Source organism: Staphylococcus sp. CoH_129_LAB_1, from assembly GCF_058191515.1.
The window spans coordinates 1-19,456 of record NZ_JBXWKZ010000003.1 but is presented as its reverse complement, the minus strand read 5'-3'; the positions used below and the strand labels follow the sequence as shown (position 1 = coordinate 19,456).

Here is a 19,456-nt window from a genome sequence, read left to right as displayed (position 1 = left end):
CTACTTGGCCCCTTTAGATAAATATTGCTCCGTGGCTTTATTTAATTCATTTTTTTCGTACTTATCGAGACCTTCATTTGTCCTAGCAAACGTAATCATTAATAAAATAACAATAATAATGAGTGTCGTAACAATAGGCAACCAATGTTGTTTAATATTCAAAAGAATACCCTCCATTCTTTTCTTTCAGATGAATCGTTTTATCTTTAATATTATTGTAATAACGTTTTGACTCTATACCATTCATTTTATCTTTTGTTAATTTTCCATCTGCAGAGCGAACAGGTGTGATTTGAAATTGATGATGCTGACCATCCCAATCATGTTGAACCACTATACTTTTTTGATTTTTTGACAGAAAATCATCTGAAGTTAAATTACCCAAACTATAAAAAATACTAGAATGCTTATACTTCTCAATTTTCTGTATAACTGTATTGTGGCCAATGATTACATCTGCACCCGCATCAACTAATGCATGAGCATAAGCTTTTTGGCGATCTGTGACATTACGTTCGTTAGGAATACCCCAATCCACATTGACAACAACGAGATCATTATTTTCTTTTAAATTTTTAATTAAAGGTACAAAAATTTTAGGATCTAAACTAATCGATGTCGTATTTTTCAAAGGATCTTCATAATATGATTCAATATCTGTGAAAGAAACATTAGCAACTTTTTTATTTTTAACTTTTTGTTGTACTGTTTTACTATTAATAGGATTCGAACCATTGCCAGTTAAAAAATTATAATCAGTTTGTGCTTCGACTTTTTTAGATAAATCTTGAGCTTGTACATTATCAATCGTATTATTAATTAAGTTCACACTTTTGATATTTTGTTTTTTCAGAAACATAATATTTTCTATGTTTTTGTTTATATTTTCTTTAGGATTTTTAGAAAATTGGTTCACATATAAAGAAGCTGTGGAAAAATCACTTTGTTGTAATGGCTGTCTTAAACTTTTAAAAACGTCATTTAAATTGACTTTTCTGATGTCATTATTCAAAGTGATATTTCCTAAATATGTATTTCTAATACTATTACCCGAATGTGGCATCGCCTCTACAGGTTCAACTTTAACAGCTCGAATAGCAAAAATTAGAAGTACTATTGCGATAACTAAGACAATAAACGTATACAAAAAGTTTCTTCGTTTATGTCGTTTCGATTGCTTAAGTAACCATTCGCTCGCTGATAATCGTTTTTTCTTTTTCATTATTATGCGCTCCTCGCTCGCGATTAATTAATAAAGCTATATAAGAACAAGATGACATAAGTAATACATGTTAATAACATTGTCGTAGCTAATGTTATTACAACACCTTGTTTTTGAATGGTATTGGCAATAATACCAGGAATAACAACTCCGATACCTGAAACCTCCACAACTTCAAATGGAGTGAGTGGATAAATTAAATCAAAAATAAACTTTAGAACCATACCAGTTAAAATCATCGCTGCAAATTTACGTCTACCATAAAGAATGACCCATCTACTAATACCAAACGTAACAATAAAATAAGTGAGACAACTAATGACCAACACAGATAGTAACATAATGGGTTGATCAAAAATAAGGGCTAAATAACCAGGTACAACAAGACCTGCGGGATTAATCCCAAATTTTTCTGCAAAAATTAAACTTAATACAATACCAACAAATAGGGAAAAGTATAACTCCGAACCTATCATTTTATTCTATCCCTTCTATAAATTCTGCTATTTTTCCACCTGGACCATGAATATTTCCAACACAAAATATGAGTGCCTGATGTGATTCACTAAGAATCGCTTTTTCTATATCTGAAAAATCATGATTTTCAAGATTTATGTATGTCTTTTCAGGTAGATGTTGCATTAAATCTGTAACCATTTGCGTACTTTTTCCCGTACAAATTAATGTATCGAAATCTACATCTTCGATAAAGTTCTCAACAAATTGTCTCGTTCGATCTACTCTATCAGAACGACAGTTAAGAATGACTACTTTTTTTGTATAAGGATAATCATAAGATTCCACTTTATTTAATATAGCTTTTGTAGACTGAGGTTCATTAGCGGCAAAAGCATTAACAAATACATTTCGTGTGTTATTTGCATTGAAATACTTAATTTCAACTGCTCCCGGATCAGGAGGTGCATTTAACATACCACGTAATGCAACATCTTTATCGACACCTACTGCTTGTGCAACACCTAAGGCAATAGCCACATTGTCAGGAAATACTAAATAATTAAATTTTCTCAAATATGATTCAGGTACATCATTTTTATCTACAACAATAAGTTCTGTTTTACGTTTTTTAGCTTCTTTAGCAAAAAAATCTGTAAACTCATCTTTCATTACTACTAATTTTCCCTTTCGTGGGATAGTCGCAGTAAATGCTTGTGCAATATCCTGAAGAGTCGGACCTAATACATCCATGTGATCTTCCATAACATTGACGATAACGCCTATATTAGCTTTAACTAAATCTTCTTGGAAAACAATTTGATAATCCGGATTTACGGCCATACATTCATTTACAAGGGCATTCGCTTTTTGCTTTACTACTTTTTGTACAATATCTCGTTGTTCGCCAATATTTGCTCCTTGCGGTTTTCGAATAACAGGATACTCTTTTTCAGTAAACCAATATAACATTCTTGCATCTGTTCCAGTTGTTTTACCGATTACGTGATAATGGTCTTCACGCAAAATACTATAAACCATTCTTGTAATTGTGGATTTACCACGGATACCATTAATATTTATTCGTAGAGGAATCTTTTCTAGGCGGTGTGTATGTCGTTTTTTCTCTCTAATTCCAAGCCATAGTATCAGAACGATACAAATTATAATGAGAATCAAGTTATTGGCCCTCTCTTTAAAAATATTTTTAATTCACTAAAATTAATAGGTTAAACACTTTAATAAGGGTATGCTATCATCTTTATATTTAGTCAATTTTAAAAATGTAAATATACTGTTAAGAACAGCATAAAATTATAAAAATTTTTAAATAATATAAATATCTTTGATATAACTTTATTGATTAATTTGAATTATTTTTTGAAAATTAAATTACATTCCGTTTATTAAGTATATCTTGATAAATATTTACTTCTTATTTACATTCGCTTAAACATCTCATGTTAATTTATAAGTAAATATCGCTATAACCATAGGAGGACATAAATGGATAAACCTATGACTAAACCTGTTAAAATTGCAGTCGGCATTTATCTTGCTTTAGTTTTACTGGCTTGTTCTAGTTATCTCGTATTTATTCTAATTGGTAGTCTACAAGGAAATGACATGAGTAATTCTGTGTTAGATACTGATCATCGTTATATAAACAATGTCTCTAAAGATTCAAATCAAGACTTAAATAAAGTAGACCACAGTGCTTCACATATGAGTGGAGAGGTGGAAAATGAAAGAATCACTTCTTCCCATCAATCTATGACTTCTAATAATAAAAAAACAGATTCTAACGTTAAAGAATAGTTAACATTAGGATCTGTTTTTATTTTCATTATCAAGTCACATAAAAATTATTTCATTGCCAACATAGATTTAAGTTGTGCGAAGAACTTTTGACGTTCTGGTAATGGGAAAATAGGATATATATGGAATAAGTTATAACCAGGTGTAAAATCATGCTCAATTCCTTTATCATTTAACATTTTAGAGAGTTTTAATGCATCTGGATATAACGTTTCTTTCGTACCTATAAATATAGATATTCGTCCGAGTCCCTCTAAGTCTCCATTAATTGGAGATATTTTATAATTATCCATCGGTGTGTCGCCAGCCCACAATTTAACGAAGTATTTACTGCCTTCAATGCCTAACATAGGATCTATTTTCTCATATGTTTTAGCTTCTGGATTACTAAATGTTGCATCGAGAACTGGAGAAATCATCACAATATGTCCTGGTTGTGGTAATGATGTTTCTTTTTTAAGATACTGTGCAAAGGATAGCGCAATTTGACCCCCAGCAGAATCTCCCATTATTGTCATATGTTTTGGATTTTCAACCTCTAATATTTCTTTTTGATAAATATTTTTTAATAATTCAAAAGTTGTACGATAATCTCGATGAGGTACTTTAGGATACACTGGCATAATTACTCGAGCATCCAATTCTCCAGCAAGTTGGTCAATAAAATCAAAATGGTTTTCTAATGGATCTTGGAACCATGCACCACCATGAATATAAAGCACCACGTCTTGATGACGTTCTCTTTTATCATTAACAATATATGTGACTGAACCATTAATACTTCGAGTATGCTCACGATGTTTAAATTCATAATTCGTACCAGCATATTTACCAGCTGTTAACGGTTTAACTTCTTCTAATGCTTGTTTAGCATCATTTATATTTTCGAATGTTTTTTTCATTCCAGACATTCGAATATATTTTTCAGTAATAAAACTTTGATAACTGCGTTTTTCTTTTACTTTAATATACGCTAAAGTACCAAGAATAGCAGATGTTGCTACGGTTAATAGTCGTTTTTTCATTTTTTAACCTCCTATACTTTATATTATTATATACCTCAAAAACATTATCTTTTAGTAAATAGCTTATTTCACTTTTAAAGATTTAAAAAAATTATTAGAAGTGCTATTCTAAAATTAATTATCAGAATTTTTAAATTACACAAAGAAAGTAGGTTATGATACATGAAACGAAATAAAATTGTACTTATTGGCAGTGGTTTCGTCGGTTCTACTTTTGCACATGCCATAGTAGCTAAAGGACTAGTCGATGAGCTAGCTATTATTGATATTGATGAAGATAAAGCGAAAGCAGATGTATGGGATTTAAATCATGCAACGCCTTTTGGGGATAAGTTTGTAGATGTACATCTTGGTTCTTATAGTGATTGTAATGATGCTGATATCGTCGTAATCTGTGCAAGTGCGAAATTAGATAAAGGCGACACACGTTTAAAATTATTAGAAGATAATGTAAATATCTTTGTGCCTATGATTCAAAAAGTCATTGCTCATGGTTTTGATGGTTATTTTGTACTTCCATCTAATCCCGTCGATATTATGAGTTATGTCGTAAAACGCGTATCTCAATTTCCTAAAAATAAAATTATTGGATCAGGTACTTCATTAGATACAGCCCGCTTCGAATTTTTCTTAAGTCGTACGTTTGATGTTGCCCCACAAAATGTCTATGCTCCTGTTATTGGCGAACATGGTGATTCTCAAGTAGCTGTTTGGTCTCATGCTCAAATTGCTGGGGAAACTGTACTTGATTTACTAAATAAAGGGGTAGACCAAACCGCCTTCAAACAATCTATCGCCTCACAAACCACTCAAGTGGGTTATGATATTTATGTTCGAAAAGGGACTACTAATTTTGGCATATCACTTAGTCTAGTACGTATTGTAGAAGCTATTTTATTTAATAAAAATGTGATTATGAATGTTTCAAGTTATCTTGAAGGTGAATATGGCTTAAATCATCTATATATTGGAACACCAACAGTAATTAATGGTAATGGTGCTGATCGTGTGATTGAACTAAAATTAGATGATGACGAGCTTACTCGTTTCAAACAATCAAGTAATATTATTTTAGAGCATCAACAACGTGCTGATACTATTATTGAATCAATCTTAAATAAATAATTAAAAAAGCCTAAACACAATATTTTAATTTAACGTGTTTAGGCGTTTTTGACTTATTCTAAACTTTCATGTATTAAACTTAATTGACGCTCAAAATCTTGCATATCGATAAAACGACCTTGTCGATGCATTTCTTTTCCGTCAAAAAATATTAAATCCACTGGAACAGTAAATATAGATAATTCTCCCGCAATTGCTTCTACATTTGATTGATTAATAACAGCAAAATGTACTTCAGGATAGTCATTTACGATATCTTCGATTTGTGGCAATACAGCATGACATACAGAACAATGATTCCGCATAACATGAATAACCACTAATCGATACGTTTGAATAAATTGATGAAATTGTTCTATACTTTCAATATTTTGAGTCATTTTTTCACCTACTTATTTAAATTAACAGTCTGGTTCTCTTATACATATTTATTTTACGATGTTGCACTTATTTTTTCATCTGTAATCCTCTTTTTAAATAAGAACAAATATCGTTCAATTATTTTATCTTCAAAATAAATACATCTTATTAAATTAATGATATAATATATTGTGAAATAATTCACAATATATTGGAGGAATCAACATGAAAGCTTACATCTATGAAAAACCTGGCGTAGCTAAGCTCGTCGATAAAGAAAAACCAGTTATTACGGAAAGTACTGACGCTATTATTAGAATGGTCAAAACAACAATTTGTGGTACTGATTTACATATTATTAAAGGTGATACACCTGAAGTTCCTAAAAATACAACATTAGGTCACGAAGGTATCGGTATTGTTGAATCAGTTGGCTCTAATGTAAATAACTTCAAAGTCGGCGATAAAGTGATTGTGTCTTGTATCTCATCTTGTGGTAAATGTTATTACTGTAAAAAAGGAATCTATGCTCATTGTGAAAATGGTGGTGGATGGATATTAGGACATCTTGTTGACGGTACTCAATCAGAATATGTGAAAGTCCCTTTTGCAGATAATTCTTTATATCATGCCCCTACTTCTTTACCTGATGAAGCACTCGTGATGCTTTCAGATATTTTACCGACCGGTTATGAGATTGGTGTTTTAAAAGGAAAAGTAAAGCCTGGTAGTACTGTTGCTATTGTAGGTGCGGGACCAGTTGGATTATCTGTTTTATTAACTGCTCAATTCTACTCTCCTTCAAAAATTATTATGATTGATTTAGATAATAATCGTTTAGCTACTGCCAAAAAATTTGGTGCTACTCATACAATTAATTCTAGTAATGTGAATGAAGCAATTAAACAAGTAAAAGATATAAATTATCGTGGTGTCGATGTTGCTATTGAAGCAGTTGGTATTCCAGCAACATTTGATTTATGCCAAAAGTTGATTGGTGTCGATGGAACAATTGCTAATGTGGGTGTTCACGGTTTACCTGTTCAATTTGATATCGAAAAGTTATGGATTAAAAATATTAATGTTACAACTGGTTTAGTTTCTGCTAATACCACTGAAGAATTATTAGAAGCTCTAAAATCTAAAATTATTCAACCTGAACAACTCGTAACGCATTACAGTAAATTAAGCGAAATTGAAAATGCTTATGACTTGTTTAGAAATGCTACAGATCATAAAGCTATCAAATTATTAATTGAGAATGATATTACTAAATAACTATATATTTATCTTGGAAAGTGCAGATTACTTTCCAAGATTTTTCTATTTTATTAATTTATACCTTTCTAAATTATCTAAAATTTTAATTATCGTTTGTTTTTTAATAGTAGAATATACTTTATCCTAATAAAACGTTGACCTATGATTTTCTCTTATATTCTATTTTTAACCGCTATGTCGTTTACACCAAGCTCTAATACAATTATGGTGATATTTGAAGTCAGCGCAAAGGATTTTTAAAAGCGTTACCTTTTAATTTTGGTATATTTATTAGTATTGTGATTACTTTATGTGTGTCTTTATTATTTTCAGAACCATTAAAGCATTCGCATATATTTATTATTATTATGAAAATCATAGGTACACTGTATCTATAATATTTAGCTTATCATGTACTTATTTCTAAACCTAAGCATGCACAAAACGCGTTAGATCGTCCATTTTTAAAAGCATCCTTATTCAAAAGCGATGCTATATTTTTTAACTGGATTAATGCCACCTCACTATGAACATACTTATATTCGTTCTATTTTATTAATTGTGACAAGCATTGTCGGTACAATCACATGGAGTTTATTTGGACAATTAATGAATCAATTTTACCAACAACTCTACAAAGTGATTAATATCATTATTGTGGTACTTCTTCTTTATAGTGTTATTGAATTATGGTAATACAGTATAATAAAAAATCTGCTTGTAGACTAAGCTACAGGCAGATTTTATTATTATTACTTAATTTTCATAATGCGCTGACCAGGATCTACTGAATCAACATTATCGAATGTTAATGTTTTATCGTCTTGGTTTGTAATAATCACTGGTGTGACGACACTTGGTGCATGTTCTTTTAAGTATGCTAAGTTTATATTCATTAATGGCTGACCTTGTGTAACTGGCTCATTAACATTGACTAAACTTTCGAAGCCTTCACCATTTAATTTCACTGTATCGATACCAATATGAATCAATACTTCAATTCCTGTATCTGATTCTAAGCCAATAGCATGTTTCGTTGGGAAAATTGTTTTAACAGTACCATCAAATGGTGCTACAATTTCACCTTTTTCAGGAACAAATCCGATACCATCACCCATCATTTTTTCAGAGAATACTTTGTCAGGAACTTCAGATAGTGGAATAACGTGACCTGTACCTGGTGCATAGATATCTGTCTCTTTTATCTCTTCCAATTGAACAGGTTCATCTGATGTATCTTCAGTCACAGTTGTTTCACTTGGTTTTGTAATCTCACCATTCATAATACGTGCCATGTCATGTTTAATTTGATCAGATTTAGGACCGAAAATCGCTTGCATATTATTTCCTACTTCAAGTACTCCTGAAGCACCGAGCGTTTTTAATCCTTCAACATCTACTTTAGATTTATCATTAACTTCTACACGTAAACGCGTAATACACGCATCTAAATGTTTAATATTTTCTTTACCACCCATTGCATCTAAAACATCAAATGGTAATTGGCTGGCAGACGTATTTGTCACAGCAGCTTTTTTATCTTCACGGCCAGGTGTTTTAAAGTTAAATTTAACAATCAAGAATCTAAATAGAACATAGTAAATCACAGCATAAACTAAACCTACTGGAATGACAATCCACCATGGTGTTTTATTTGGAAGAATTCCCAATAAAACGAAATCTATAAATCCACCAGAGAATGTGTATCCTAAGTGTAAATGTAATAAATACAATGTTAAGAATGATAATCCATCAAGTACTGCATGTATAAAGAATAATAATGGTGCTACGAATAAAAATGAGAATTCTAATGGTTCGGTAATACCAGTTAAGAATGAAGTTAAAGCAGCAGATAACATTAAGCCTCCAACTACTTTTTTATTCTCGGGTTTAGCTGTATGATAAATAGCCAATGCTGCTGCTGGTAAACCAAACATCATTACAGGGAATTCACCTTGCATAAAATTACCAGACGTTAAATGTGCTCCTTCACGTATTTGTTCAATAAAAATACGTTGATCTCCTCTGATAATTTCTCCAGCTGCATTTTTCCAAGAACCAAATTCAAACCAGAATGGTGCATGGAAAATATGATGTAAGCCAAATGGAATTAATAAACGTTTAATAAATCCGAATAAAAATACTGCTAAACCAGTATTAGACTCTAATAAGCCAGTACTAAATGTATTTAAACCATTTTGAATAAATGGCCAAATCCAAGCCATTGGGAAAGCCAAAATAAATGATGTGGTTGCCATCATGATTGGCACAAAACGTTTTCCTGCAAAAAAGCCTAAATACGAAGGTAACGAAATATTATAAAACTTGTTATAACACCATGCGGCAAGTGCCCCAATGATAATACCACCAAACACTCCAGTTTGAAGTGTAGGTATACCTAGAACATTTGCAAATCCTTTCGATGGATCACTTAATTGTCCCGGTGTTACATTTAAAAATGCTCCCATCGTTTTATTCATGATAATAAATCCAACGAATGCTGCGATAGCTGCTACACCATCTCCACCCGCTAATCCTATTGCTACACCAAGTGCAAAAATAATTGGCAAGTTATCAAAAATAATACCGCCAGCACCTGTCATCATGTTCGCAATGTTTTGAATCACTCCATTTTTAATAAATGGAAGATAATGTTGTAATGCTTCACCTTGAAAAGCTGTTCCAATTGCTAATAATAAACCAGCTGCTGGTAATATAGCTACTGGTAACATTAATGCTTTACCAATTCGTTGCAACTGTCCAAATAGCTTTTTAAACATTATATTTCAATCCTTTCTATGTATCTTATCTACGCATTAAAAAAGCATAAGCAAATAAGCCCATTATTTATTACAAAAATAATGGAAACATATCTGCTTATGCCTAATTGAATAGTAACACGCAGTTCTTTTTTAACAAATTAATTATATACATTTTTCAAAGCGTTTTCAATACTGTTTTTAATGCAACTTTACACCTTTAAACCATTAATTGATTCTCGTTTTATATTTCTAAATTAAATAAAAAAAACACTGACAAAAGCATTGCTTTCGTCAGTGTGTCGAATCTATTTCTTATAAGAAACGTTTAGCAGCTACAGAGATTGGTGGTACTTTATCGAAATCAAATTCTTTATCTTCTGTAATAGATCTGTAAGCCCATTTACCATAACCATAAGCTTCTTCATTAACGATTTGACCTGGTAATGGTGCAGCGTTTGGATCAACGTGTACATCAACAACAGTTGGTACATTTTCATTTAATGCTGCTTCAACAATTTCATCAATGCGACTTGGGTCTTTTAATACATAACCTTTACCGCCAGCAGCTTCAGCGAATTTAGCATGATCCATATCAGAGAAGTCAATGGCATATTCTAATTCACCAGCAGCTTGTTGTTCATATTTAATGAATGATAATTGTTTGTTATTTAATACGAAGACTGTCATTGGTAAATCGTATTGAACAGCAGTTGCAAAGTCTTGCATTACCATTTGGAATGCACCGTCACCAGTAATTGCAATTGCTTGACGGCCTGGATAAGCAATATTAGAAGCAAGTGCGCCTGGTAGACCGCAACCCATTGTACCTAACCATGCTGAAATAATGAATTTATTATTTACATTTAAGTCTAAGTAACGTGTACCCCAAACTGTTGATGTACCTACATCAATTGAGAATACAGCATCGTCTTTACTGTAATCATTGATTGCTTTCATTAAGCGTTCTGGACGAATTGGAGCACTATTATTATTCATGTCTTTTTCCATCCATTTATCCCATACAGCTTTACGTTTTAATGTTTTGTCTAAGAATGAGCGACGAGGTACTGGTTTAATTGATTCAGTTAATTGGTGGAATGCTAATTTAGCGTCACCTACAATACCAACATTAATATCGAAACGTTCGCCAATTACGTTTGGATTTGTATCGATTTGAATCGCTTTAATATTTTTCTTAGGTAAATAACTTGTATAAGGGAAGTTAGTACCTGCCATAATTAATAAATCAGCATCTTGGATTGTTTGGTAAGATGTTTTAGTACCGATTTTACCTAAGTTACCAACACTATATGGATGTGAATCAGGTAAAACAGTTTTAGCTGGTAAGGTATGAATCACAGGAATTTTAGCAGCTTCAATGAAGTCTTGTAATTCAGTTGAAGCGTTTTGTGCACCTACACCAACAAGCATAACTGGTTTTTTACTTTTATTAATTAATTTAGCTGCTTTTTTAATGCTACGATAAGAAGGTGTTGGTAATACTGGTCTAGATGTATCTACTGGACGATTTGTAGTATCTTTAATTTTTTGAGTTAATAAATCATTTGGACAAATGATAACAGCTACGCCACGTTTTTCATAGGCAGTACGAATCGCTTCATTTGTAATTTCAAATAAGTCGTCACCTTTTTGAACTTGATGATGGAATACTGATACATCATCAACCATTTTAGAAATATTAGTTTCTTGGAAGAATTTTGTACCTAGTAATGTACTATTAGTTTGACCTGTAATAATAAGTTGAGGTACACGGTCCATTTTAGCGTCGTACATACCATTTAATAAGTGAACAACACCAGGTCCACCAATACTTAAAGCCACGCCAATTTTACCTGTTAATTTTGTATATGCTGCAGCTGATAAACTTGCAACTTCTTCATGACGTACATGATAGAATTTGAAAGTATCTCGAACTGTTCTTAAATTATCTACTACTGCATCAACTGAGTCACCTGGAATTCCCCATAAGTGATCAATATCCCAAGCTTGTAGTGCTTTAACTAATGCTTCATTTGCTTTAATCTTCGCCATTTGATTAAATAGCCCCTTTCCTAAATATACAATTTCTTTCTGTATTCCCTTTAGTAAAACAACTTAATCATAATTGGAATAAGAATTGAACTAATAACTGCTGTTAAAATCATTCCAATTGAGCTGAATGCGCCAGATTCGATGTCGTGTTCTAACGCTTTTGCAGTTCCAAAAGCATGTGATGCATTTCCATATGTTAAACCTCTCGCGATTGATGTTTTAAAATGACCAACCTTAAGTAGCATTGAACCCATCATACTACCTATTAATCCTGTAGTAATGATAAACAGTACTGTAATTGTATCTGTGCCTCCAAGTTCTTGAGAAACTTCAATTCCTACAGCAGCTGTGATAGATCTAGGTAGTATAGTTACGATTGTCTCTTCTGAGAAACCTAATAACTTTAACGAAGTAAACACTAACACAAAATTAAGTATGACGCCAGCCATGACGCTTGAAAAAATGACACTAATATTTTCTGCAATCTTATCTTTATTTTTATAAAGTGGATAAGCAAGACATACAACAGTGGCATTTAATAAATGGTTAATCCATTGGCCGCCAATCATGTAATCATCATAGTTTTGTCGTGTTAAAAGTAAAACAATAATTATTCCAAGTGAACCGATTAATGCTGGATTCAATAATGGGTTATTATATTTTTGTTGTAATTTTTGAGCAAGTTTATACATTACAACAGTTAATAATATCATTAAAACGCCTTTTAATATATCCATTTTTAATGATTTCCTTTCTTAACGTGAGGTTTTTTCTTGGACATTGTTTCAGCGATATATCCAGAAACAAGTGCCACACAACTTGTACCAATAATAATCAAGAGGAAGAAAACAATATAATTAGTAGTGATATTAGAAACAATATCCATAATTCCTACAACTGAAGGAATAAAGAAGAAGACCATTGTGGTTAATAAGAAGTCGGCCCCTTTAGAAACCCATTCAACACGAATAATGTTAAAATGTAATAAAATGTAAAATAATATCATACCGATAATACTTCCCGCTAATGGTATATGTAGCCATTTTTGCAACAGTGAGCCTACAATACTAAGCACTACCACCAAAGCGATTTGAAAAATAATTTCTATAATATTTAATGCTTTTTTCAAAACGACTGACCTCCATAAATTTGTCGAATTTGTTACAGCGAATTTTTTAGTCTATATTCAAAATTGTAATCTATAATGACTGATTATAAAAATATTGATTTTATATATAACTTATAGCTATTTTCTATGGAACCGCTTTTAAAATAAATAGTGAGAAACCTCACTATTTGTAACAAGACGAGTTATTTACTTTTTTTCTAATCTTTCTGTCATGAATTTTATCCATTTAGAAGTTGCATAACTTAAAAGTTTATCTTTCTTCCAAATTGCTCCAAGTTCCCATCTCATACCTGAGTCATTGATTTTTATACTTTTGACCTTATCTTTTAACATATTAGCAATATGTTCTGGTAAAATACTAACGCCTAATCGCCCTATTACTAAATATTCAATAAAGTTCCATTGTGATACGTTGGATACTGTATTTGGAATAAAACCAGCATTTTTTGCAGCAGCTATAATTTTATCATTAAGATAAAAATCCTCATTGAATAATATAAAGTCTTCATTTTTCAAATCAGCCATAGTGACAGATAAACGTTTAGCTAACTTATGTTCTTCACTAACTATAAGCCTTAAGTCTTCTCTATATAAAGGCACATAGTCAAAATTATTCTCATCAATTGGAATAGTCGTAATACCAATATCAATTTGATCGTTAATCAAACGATTTTCAATTGATTTACCACCACTTTCATTAAGACTATATGTAACATTCGGATATAATTTATGAAACTCCGCTAAAATATTAATAAACTGTTGCATATCCATCACTGCCGACATTCCAATATTAATATGACCTGTTTCCAAACCAAGCAAGCCATTAATTTCATTTGGAATGTTATCGTATAAAGCTAGAATTTCTTCACATTTTTTGTAAAAAACTTTACCAGCATCCGTCAGAACTAAATAACGTTTTTGTCGATCAAATAAAGGCATATTCAATTCATTTTCGATATCTTTTATTGCTTTACTTATGGTTGGTTGAGCAATATATAAAGATTTAGAAGCATTCGTCATACCGCCTTGATTTACAACTTCCATAAAATATTTCATATGCTTGATATCCAATTGCTCACCTTCTTAAAATATTTTGATTTTATTATACATTATTTTTGTAAGGAAAATGTAAATTCCTCACTTCTCAATCTTATAAAAAGTGTGCTTAAATATATATACTTTATAGAAAAATAATATTTATAAATAAATTATTTTTCATATAAATAAAACAAAACTATATTTTCAAATTGTAAAAAATGTTATAATCAAACTCGGCTCAAGTGAATATGAGGTGATGAATTGAGCTTTTACGAATTTATGCAAAATTTTATAGGCGATGACACACCATTAGGTGAATTGGTAAATTGGATTAATCAAGATAACACTTTTCCTAAAGATGTGAAGAGCCAAAGCGAAATATTGCTATATTTTCGTACAAATCCGTGTCCTGAAAACATACCGGTGACTAGTGTTAAAAGAGCATTAGCTGTTTTTAACCAATTCACAAATGTATGATTTCAATAAAATGTAGTTATACATTACATGGAAGTATCATCTCACTAAGGCGTCCTTGTGGCGCCTTTTCTTATGCAAAAGTTTAGTTACAATATATTACTTATATTTCAGAAGTATTACATTTATTTGTATAATTTGTATCTTATATTGTATTGCAACTTTTTAAATAATATTATTATTTTAGATTTTAAATTATTTAATTTTTGAGGAGAGCTTAATGAAAATTAAAACATTAATCTTACGTCTAATATTCGCTACGACAATTATTTTTACTGGAACTTACACATATCAAAATGTCGAACATATACATACTTCTGAAGCAGCTGGTTATAACTATTATGGTAAATATCAATGTACTTGGTGGGCATATAAACGTCGTGTTCAATTAGGTAAACCTGTTTCAAATCAATGGGGCAATGCAAAAAACTGGTACTATAGAGCTCAACGTGCTGGTTATAGAACAGGACATAGACCTAAGCGCTACGCAATTATGCAATCAACTGCAGGGTATTATGGTCATGTGGCTATCGTTGAACGTGTTTATAGTAATGGAAAAATTCTTGTTTCAGAATATAACTATAATCGTCCACTTGCATATGGTACGCGCTATATTAGTGCATCTGCTGCACGTAATTACAATTACATTTACTAATTGACATAAACTAATAAGTCATGAAATTTAGAAATGGAGTAGATTCTATTTCTAAATTTCATGACTTTTTTAAGATTGGCGTATTGTTTTTAAAATACGTTCTGCGGTTTTGGCATTTGCTTTAGGTTCTTGTTTAAGTTGCTCTGCAACTTTTGCAATTTCTTCACCTTTAGCGCCTACAACAATAGCTAATGATTTATATTGTAAACTCATATGACCTTTTTGAATACCTTCTGAAACAAGAGCTCTGCAAGCGGAAAAGTTTTGTGCTAAACCTACTGCAGCCACTACATGTCCTAATTCTCTAGCAGACTCTACGTTAAGTAAATCTAAAGAAGCTTTCGCAATTGGCAATACCTTCGTTCCTCCACCAACAATAGCTAAAGTCATCGGCACTTCAATTGTGCCAACAAGTCGTCCACGTGCTTTATCATATTTCCACGTAGCAATACCTCTATACTGACCATCACGTGCTGCATAAGCATGAGCACTTGCTTCAGCACCTCTTGTATCGTTACCAGTAGCCAGAACAACTGCATGTATACCATTCATTACACCTTTATTATGCGTTGCTGCTCTATGAATATCGACTTGTGCAAGCACTGACGCACGTTCCATTCTCTTAGCTACTTCTTCACCAGAATAATCACCACGATTTAAATCTTTGATATTGATCTCACCTTCTACCCGTACAACAGAAGACGTTGCGTGATTAGATAAGATACTCATTAATATCTCTTGATTTGTTAATTCATTTTTCAAATATACTGTTATTGCTTCTAAAATAGTATTAAGCATATTTGCACCCATTGCATCTTTAGTATCAACAAATACTTTAAGAGACAATAACTGTTCATTAGGAAAAGCATCTATATCAATACCACGATAACCTCCACCGCGTTGAACGATAGAAGGATAGGCTTCGTCTGAAATGTGTTTAATTTGATTTTCTCGTTTTCGAATTTGTTGTGTTAAGTCTTCTGTATCTTTAACATCATCAAATACGATTTGTCCTATCATCAATCTTTCACTTTTTATAGTTTTAAAACCACCAGTTTGGTTAATAAGTTTCGCTCCATAACTCGCAGCAGCAACAACTGATGGTTCTTCAACCATCATAGGTACCACATATTCTTTCTCATCTACAATCATTTTAGGTAATAAGCCGACTGGTAAAGTACCCTGACCAATGACATTTTCGATGAGACTATTTGCTACTTCTTCATCAATGAGTGGATTACTTAATAATGTTTGATAATTCGCTTCATCTAACCACCCATAATCTACTAATTGTTGTAATTTATCTTCTCGTGATAAATGACGAAAGTTTTTATCTAAACTTTTCATATTAATGTGCTCCTTTTTCAATCATTAAAGCAATACCTAGTCCTCCACCAATGCAAGCTGTTGCGATGCCTGTATGTTGATGTTCTTGTTCTAAAGCATTCACAAGTGTTGTAACAAGTCGTGCCCCACTTGCACCAATAGGATGTCCTAAAGCAATAGCGCCACCATAAATATTTAAAATGTTATCAGGAATTTTTAAATGATTCTTAACAGGTATACTTTGAGCTGCAAATGCTTCTGTCATTTCTACAATATCAATATCATTAATGTGTAGATGTGTCTTTTCTAATAATTTTTCTACTGCATAAAATGGTGCATATCCCATGTATTGTGGGTCACAACCTATTTCAGCATAATCTCCTACTATGCCCAGAATTTCAAATCCATGTTCTTTTGCAAATGACACTTCCATTAAGATAAGTGCAGATGATCCATCATTAATACTTGAGGCATTACCACCAGTAACTGTACCATTTTCTTTAAATATTGTTTTCAAAGTAGATAGTTTTTCAATACTACTATTTGGTCTTATAACTTCATCAGAAGTCATTTCATTACCTTCAGCATCTAACATTTTTATAATTTCATTATCAAATTTACCTTCCTCAACTGCTTTTGCAGCTTTAGCATGAGAGCGGTTAGCAAACTCATCTTGCATTTCACGTGTTACATTATATTTCTCTGCTATGTTTTCAGCAGTAATCCCCATTGGAACATGATGGAAAGCATCTGTTAATCCGTCATGCATAAAACTTTCTACAGGGTCTTGTCCTTCATTTAAAATAAGTTTAGGTGCATGAGTCATACTTTCAACACCACCAACAGCAACGACTTTAGCTTCTCCCAATTGAATCAATTGTTTACCTAAAATAATGGCTTTAAGTCCTGAACCACATACTTCATTAATCGTCATTGCCGGAGTTGTTTCAGGAATGCCTGATTTAATAGCGATTTGTCGTGCAGAGTTTTGACCTACACCACTTTGTAAGACATTTCCGAATATAACTTGTTCAATAAGAGCTGGATCGATATCAATCGATTCAATAGCTCCTTTTAAAGCTGTTGTACCTAGTTCAACAGCTGAATAATTTCTCAATTTCCCTTTATATCTGCCAATCGGCGTTCTTTTAGCACTTACAATAGCGATTTGTTTCATTCTTTATCTCCTTGCATGTAGTATATATATATTTGTATTTTAGTAATTTATTTTGGTAAAATACAGAGTAATGTATTGTTAAAATTAGATTATTCGAAAGGATGACATGCCTGTGAGTATAGGTATCGACAAAATCAATTTTTATGTCCCTAAATACTATGTAGACATGGCGAAGCTTGCAGAAGCTCGTCAAGTTGATCCAAATAAATTTCTAATTGGGATTGGACAAACACAAATGGCAGTAAGTCCAGTATCTCAAGATATCGTGTCAATGGGAGCTAATGCTGCTAAAGACATTATATCAGAAGAAGATAAAAAACATATTGGAATGGTTATCGTTGCTACTGAATCTGCCATTGACAGCGCTAAAGCTGCAGCAGTTCAAATTCACCATTTATTAAATATCCAACCTTTTGCACGTTGTTTTGAAATGAAAGAAGCTTGCTATGCAGCTACTCCTGCAATTCAACTTGCTAAAGATTATCTTGCAAAGCGTCCTAACGAAAAAGTATTAGTTATTGCAAGTGATACAGCACGTTATGGTATCGAGTCAGGTGGTGAGCCTACACAAGGTGCTGGAGCAGTTGCAATGTTAATTTCACATCATCCTCGTATTTTACAATTAAATGATGATGCTGTTGCTTATACAGCAGATGTGTATGATTTCTGGAGACCAACTGGTCATAAATATCCACTTGTTGCAGGCACATTATCAAAAGATGCATATATTGAATCATTCCAAGAAAGTTGGAATGAGTACAAACGTCGTGAATCTAAATCCTTATCTGACTTTGAATCATTATGTTTCCATGTACCTTTTACAAAAATGGGGAAAAAAGCACTAGACTCTATCATTAATGATACTGACGAAACAACTCAAGCACGATTAACTTCTGGTTATGAAGATGCTGTATACTATAATCGTTATGTAGGTAATATATACACTGGTTCCCTTTATTTAAGTTTAATTTCATTACTTGAAAATAAAACATTAAAGCCAGAGCAAACGATTGGATTATTTAGTTATGGTTCAGGTTCTGTGGGAGAATTCTTTAGTGCAACAGTAGTGGAAGGGTTTGAACAACACTTAGATAAAAAAGCACATCAAGCTTTATTAAATGAGCGTCAAGAAGTATCGGTAGAAGAATATGAATCTTTCTTCAAACGTTTTGATGATTTATCATTCGATCACGAAGCTGAAAACATAGAAGAAGACAAAGATATCTTTTACTTAGAAAATATCGAAGATGATATTAGATACTACCATACTCCTGAATAATTTATATCAATCAAATACTAATAAGTAAGCCTGGGACATAATGTGTGAAGTGTCTCAGGCATTTTTAATATGTTGTCAGTCGAGGTCTGAATTGAAAATGTATATGAATCAATTGTTCAATGGGCCCCAACATAGAGACTTTCATAAAGAAAGTCGACGCCTAATGCAAGTTAGATCCTAAAGAACAATAAATTCAAAAAAATTCTGCCCCACTCCTATATTTCCTACGATTAGTCAAGCATTTACAAATAAAATAAGCATTACTTAACTAAACCGTTCAATTTTAATTTTTTGAATA

20 protein-coding genes are annotated in these 19,456 nt (G+C 32.1%); 7 read left to right on the top strand and 13 right to left on the bottom strand.

Annotated elements, in window-relative coordinates:
* Genes AC2FB1_RS01690 through pgsB form a run of 4 tightly spaced genes read right to left on the bottom strand, consistent with a single transcriptional unit; the run spans position 1 to position 2,857 of the window.
* Positions 1–162 carry a hypothetical protein gene (locus tag AC2FB1_RS01690; protein ID WP_490673545.1) on the bottom strand — a complete coding sequence of 54 codons (162 nt, stop codon included), beginning with the start codon at positions 160–162 and terminating at the stop codon, positions 1–3.
* Complete coding sequence (locus AC2FB1_RS01685) at positions 152–1,222, bottom strand: CapA family protein (protein WP_490673544.1); 1,071 nt, start codon at positions 1,220–1,222, stop codon at positions 152–154. The genes AC2FB1_RS01690 and AC2FB1_RS01685 overlap by 11 nt, the downstream gene beginning before the upstream one ends.
* A 23-nt stretch (positions 1,223–1,245) precedes the next feature.
* Complete coding sequence (pgsC, locus tag AC2FB1_RS01680; RefSeq protein ID WP_002488291.1) at positions 1,246–1,698, bottom strand: poly-gamma-glutamate biosynthesis protein PgsC; 453 nt, start codon at positions 1,696–1,698, stop codon at positions 1,246–1,248.
* A gap of 1 nt (position 1,699) precedes the next feature.
* Positions 1,700–2,857 carry a poly-gamma-glutamate synthase PgsB gene (pgsB, locus tag AC2FB1_RS01675; protein WP_490673543.1) on the bottom strand — a complete coding sequence of 386 codons (1,158 nt, stop codon included), beginning with the start codon at positions 2,855–2,857 and terminating at the stop codon, positions 1,700–1,702.
* Positions 2,858–3,196: 339 nt separating this feature from the next.
* On the opposite strand from pgsB, the gene AC2FB1_RS01670 reads away from it, so the two are divergent.
* Positions 3,197–3,496, top strand: a complete 300-nt coding sequence (locus AC2FB1_RS01670) for a hypothetical protein (RefSeq protein ID WP_490673626.1) — start codon at positions 3,197–3,199, stop codon at positions 3,494–3,496.
* A gap of 47 nt (positions 3,497–3,543) precedes the next feature.
* Here AC2FB1_RS01670 and AC2FB1_RS01665 read toward each other — a convergent pair whose 3' ends face one another.
* Positions 3,544–4,521: an alpha/beta hydrolase fold domain-containing protein gene (locus AC2FB1_RS01665; protein ID WP_490673542.1), complete on the bottom strand. Its 978-nt coding sequence runs from the start codon at positions 4,519–4,521 to the stop codon at positions 3,544–3,546.
* Between the two features lie 162 nt (positions 4,522–4,683).
* Here AC2FB1_RS01665 and AC2FB1_RS01660 point away from each other — a divergent pair, with 162 nt between their 5' ends.
* Positions 4,684–5,646, top strand: coding sequence for an L-lactate dehydrogenase (locus AC2FB1_RS01660; RefSeq protein ID WP_490673541.1), 963 nt, complete (start codon positions 4,684–4,686; stop codon positions 5,644–5,646).
* A gap of 53 nt (positions 5,647–5,699) precedes the next feature.
* On the opposite strand, the gene AC2FB1_RS01655 is transcribed toward AC2FB1_RS01660, so the two are convergent.
* Positions 5,700–6,026 (bottom strand): thioredoxin family protein, encoded by a 327-nt coding sequence (locus tag AC2FB1_RS01655; RefSeq protein ID WP_490673540.1) that lies wholly within the window; start codon positions 6,024–6,026, stop codon positions 5,700–5,702.
* Positions 6,027–6,231: 205 nt separating this feature from the next.
* Between AC2FB1_RS01655 and AC2FB1_RS01650 the strand changes: the two genes are divergently transcribed.
* Complete coding sequence (locus tag AC2FB1_RS01650; RefSeq protein ID WP_490673539.1) at positions 6,232–7,284, top strand: zinc-dependent alcohol dehydrogenase family protein; 1,053 nt, start codon at positions 6,232–6,234, stop codon at positions 7,282–7,284.
* Positions 7,285–7,755: 471 nt separating this feature from the next.
* Positions 7,756–7,962, top strand: a complete 207-nt coding sequence (locus tag AC2FB1_RS01645) for a hypothetical protein (protein WP_490673538.1) — start codon at positions 7,756–7,758, stop codon at positions 7,960–7,962.
* 56 nt (positions 7,963–8,018) lie between these two features.
* On the opposite strand, the gene ptsG is transcribed toward AC2FB1_RS01645, so the two are convergent.
* The 5 genes from ptsG to cidR form a co-directional block, all read right to left on the bottom strand.
* Positions 8,019–10,046, bottom strand: coding sequence for a glucose-specific PTS transporter subunit IIBC (ptsG, locus tag AC2FB1_RS01640; protein ID WP_490673537.1), 2,028 nt, complete (start codon positions 10,044–10,046; stop codon positions 8,019–8,021).
* A 294-nt stretch (positions 10,047–10,340) separates the two neighbouring features.
* On the bottom strand, positions 10,341–12,080 hold the full coding sequence (locus tag AC2FB1_RS01635) for a pyruvate oxidase (protein ID WP_490673536.1): 1,740 nt from the start codon (positions 12,078–12,080) through the stop codon (positions 10,341–10,343).
* A gap of 50 nt (positions 12,081–12,130) precedes the next feature.
* Positions 12,131–12,817 carry an LrgB family protein gene (locus AC2FB1_RS01630; protein WP_490673535.1) on the bottom strand — a complete coding sequence of 229 codons (687 nt, stop codon included), beginning with the start codon at positions 12,815–12,817 and terminating at the stop codon, positions 12,131–12,133.
* Between the two features lie 2 nt (positions 12,818–12,819).
* A complete protein-coding gene (locus AC2FB1_RS01625) occupies positions 12,820–13,209 on the bottom strand; it encodes a CidA/LrgA family protein (RefSeq protein ID WP_490673534.1) in 390 nt (129 codons plus the stop codon).
* A gap of 186 nt (positions 13,210–13,395) precedes the next feature.
* Positions 13,396–14,280 carry a cidABC operon transcriptional activator CidR gene (gene cidR / locus AC2FB1_RS01620; RefSeq protein ID WP_490673533.1) on the bottom strand — a complete coding sequence of 295 codons (885 nt, stop codon included), beginning with the start codon at positions 14,278–14,280 and terminating at the stop codon, positions 13,396–13,398.
* 228 nt (positions 14,281–14,508) lie between these two features.
* On the opposite strand from cidR, the gene AC2FB1_RS01615 reads away from it, so the two are divergent.
* On the top strand, positions 14,509–14,724 hold the full coding sequence (locus AC2FB1_RS01615) for a sterile alpha motif-like domain-containing protein (protein WP_490673532.1): 216 nt from the start codon (positions 14,509–14,511) through the stop codon (positions 14,722–14,724).
* A 217-nt stretch (positions 14,725–14,941) separates the two neighbouring features.
* Positions 14,942–15,376 (top strand): CHAP domain-containing protein, encoded by a 435-nt coding sequence (locus AC2FB1_RS01610; protein ID WP_490673531.1) that lies wholly within the window; start codon positions 14,942–14,944, stop codon positions 15,374–15,376.
* Between the two features lie 69 nt (positions 15,377–15,445).
* On the opposite strand, the gene AC2FB1_RS01605 is transcribed toward AC2FB1_RS01610, so the two are convergent.
* Together AC2FB1_RS01605 and AC2FB1_RS01600 are read right to left on the bottom strand one after the other, a co-directional pair.
* Positions 15,446–16,723 carry a hydroxymethylglutaryl-CoA reductase, degradative gene (locus AC2FB1_RS01605; protein WP_490673530.1) on the bottom strand — a complete coding sequence of 426 codons (1,278 nt, stop codon included), beginning with the start codon at positions 16,721–16,723 and terminating at the stop codon, positions 15,446–15,448.
* Between the two features lies 1 nt (position 16,724).
* Entirely contained in the window at positions 16,725–17,879 is a 1,155-nt protein-coding gene (locus tag AC2FB1_RS01600) for a thiolase family protein (RefSeq protein ID WP_490673529.1), read from the bottom strand.
* 112 nt (positions 17,880–17,991) lie between these two features.
* Here AC2FB1_RS01600 and AC2FB1_RS01595 point away from each other — a divergent pair, with 112 nt between their 5' ends.
* The gene (locus AC2FB1_RS01595) at positions 17,992–19,158 is read left to right on the top strand and encodes a hydroxymethylglutaryl-CoA synthase (protein WP_490673528.1); all 1,167 of its coding nucleotides are present in this window, start codon (positions 17,992–17,994) and stop codon (positions 19,156–19,158) included.
* Positions 19,159–19,456: the final 298 nt, after the last annotated feature.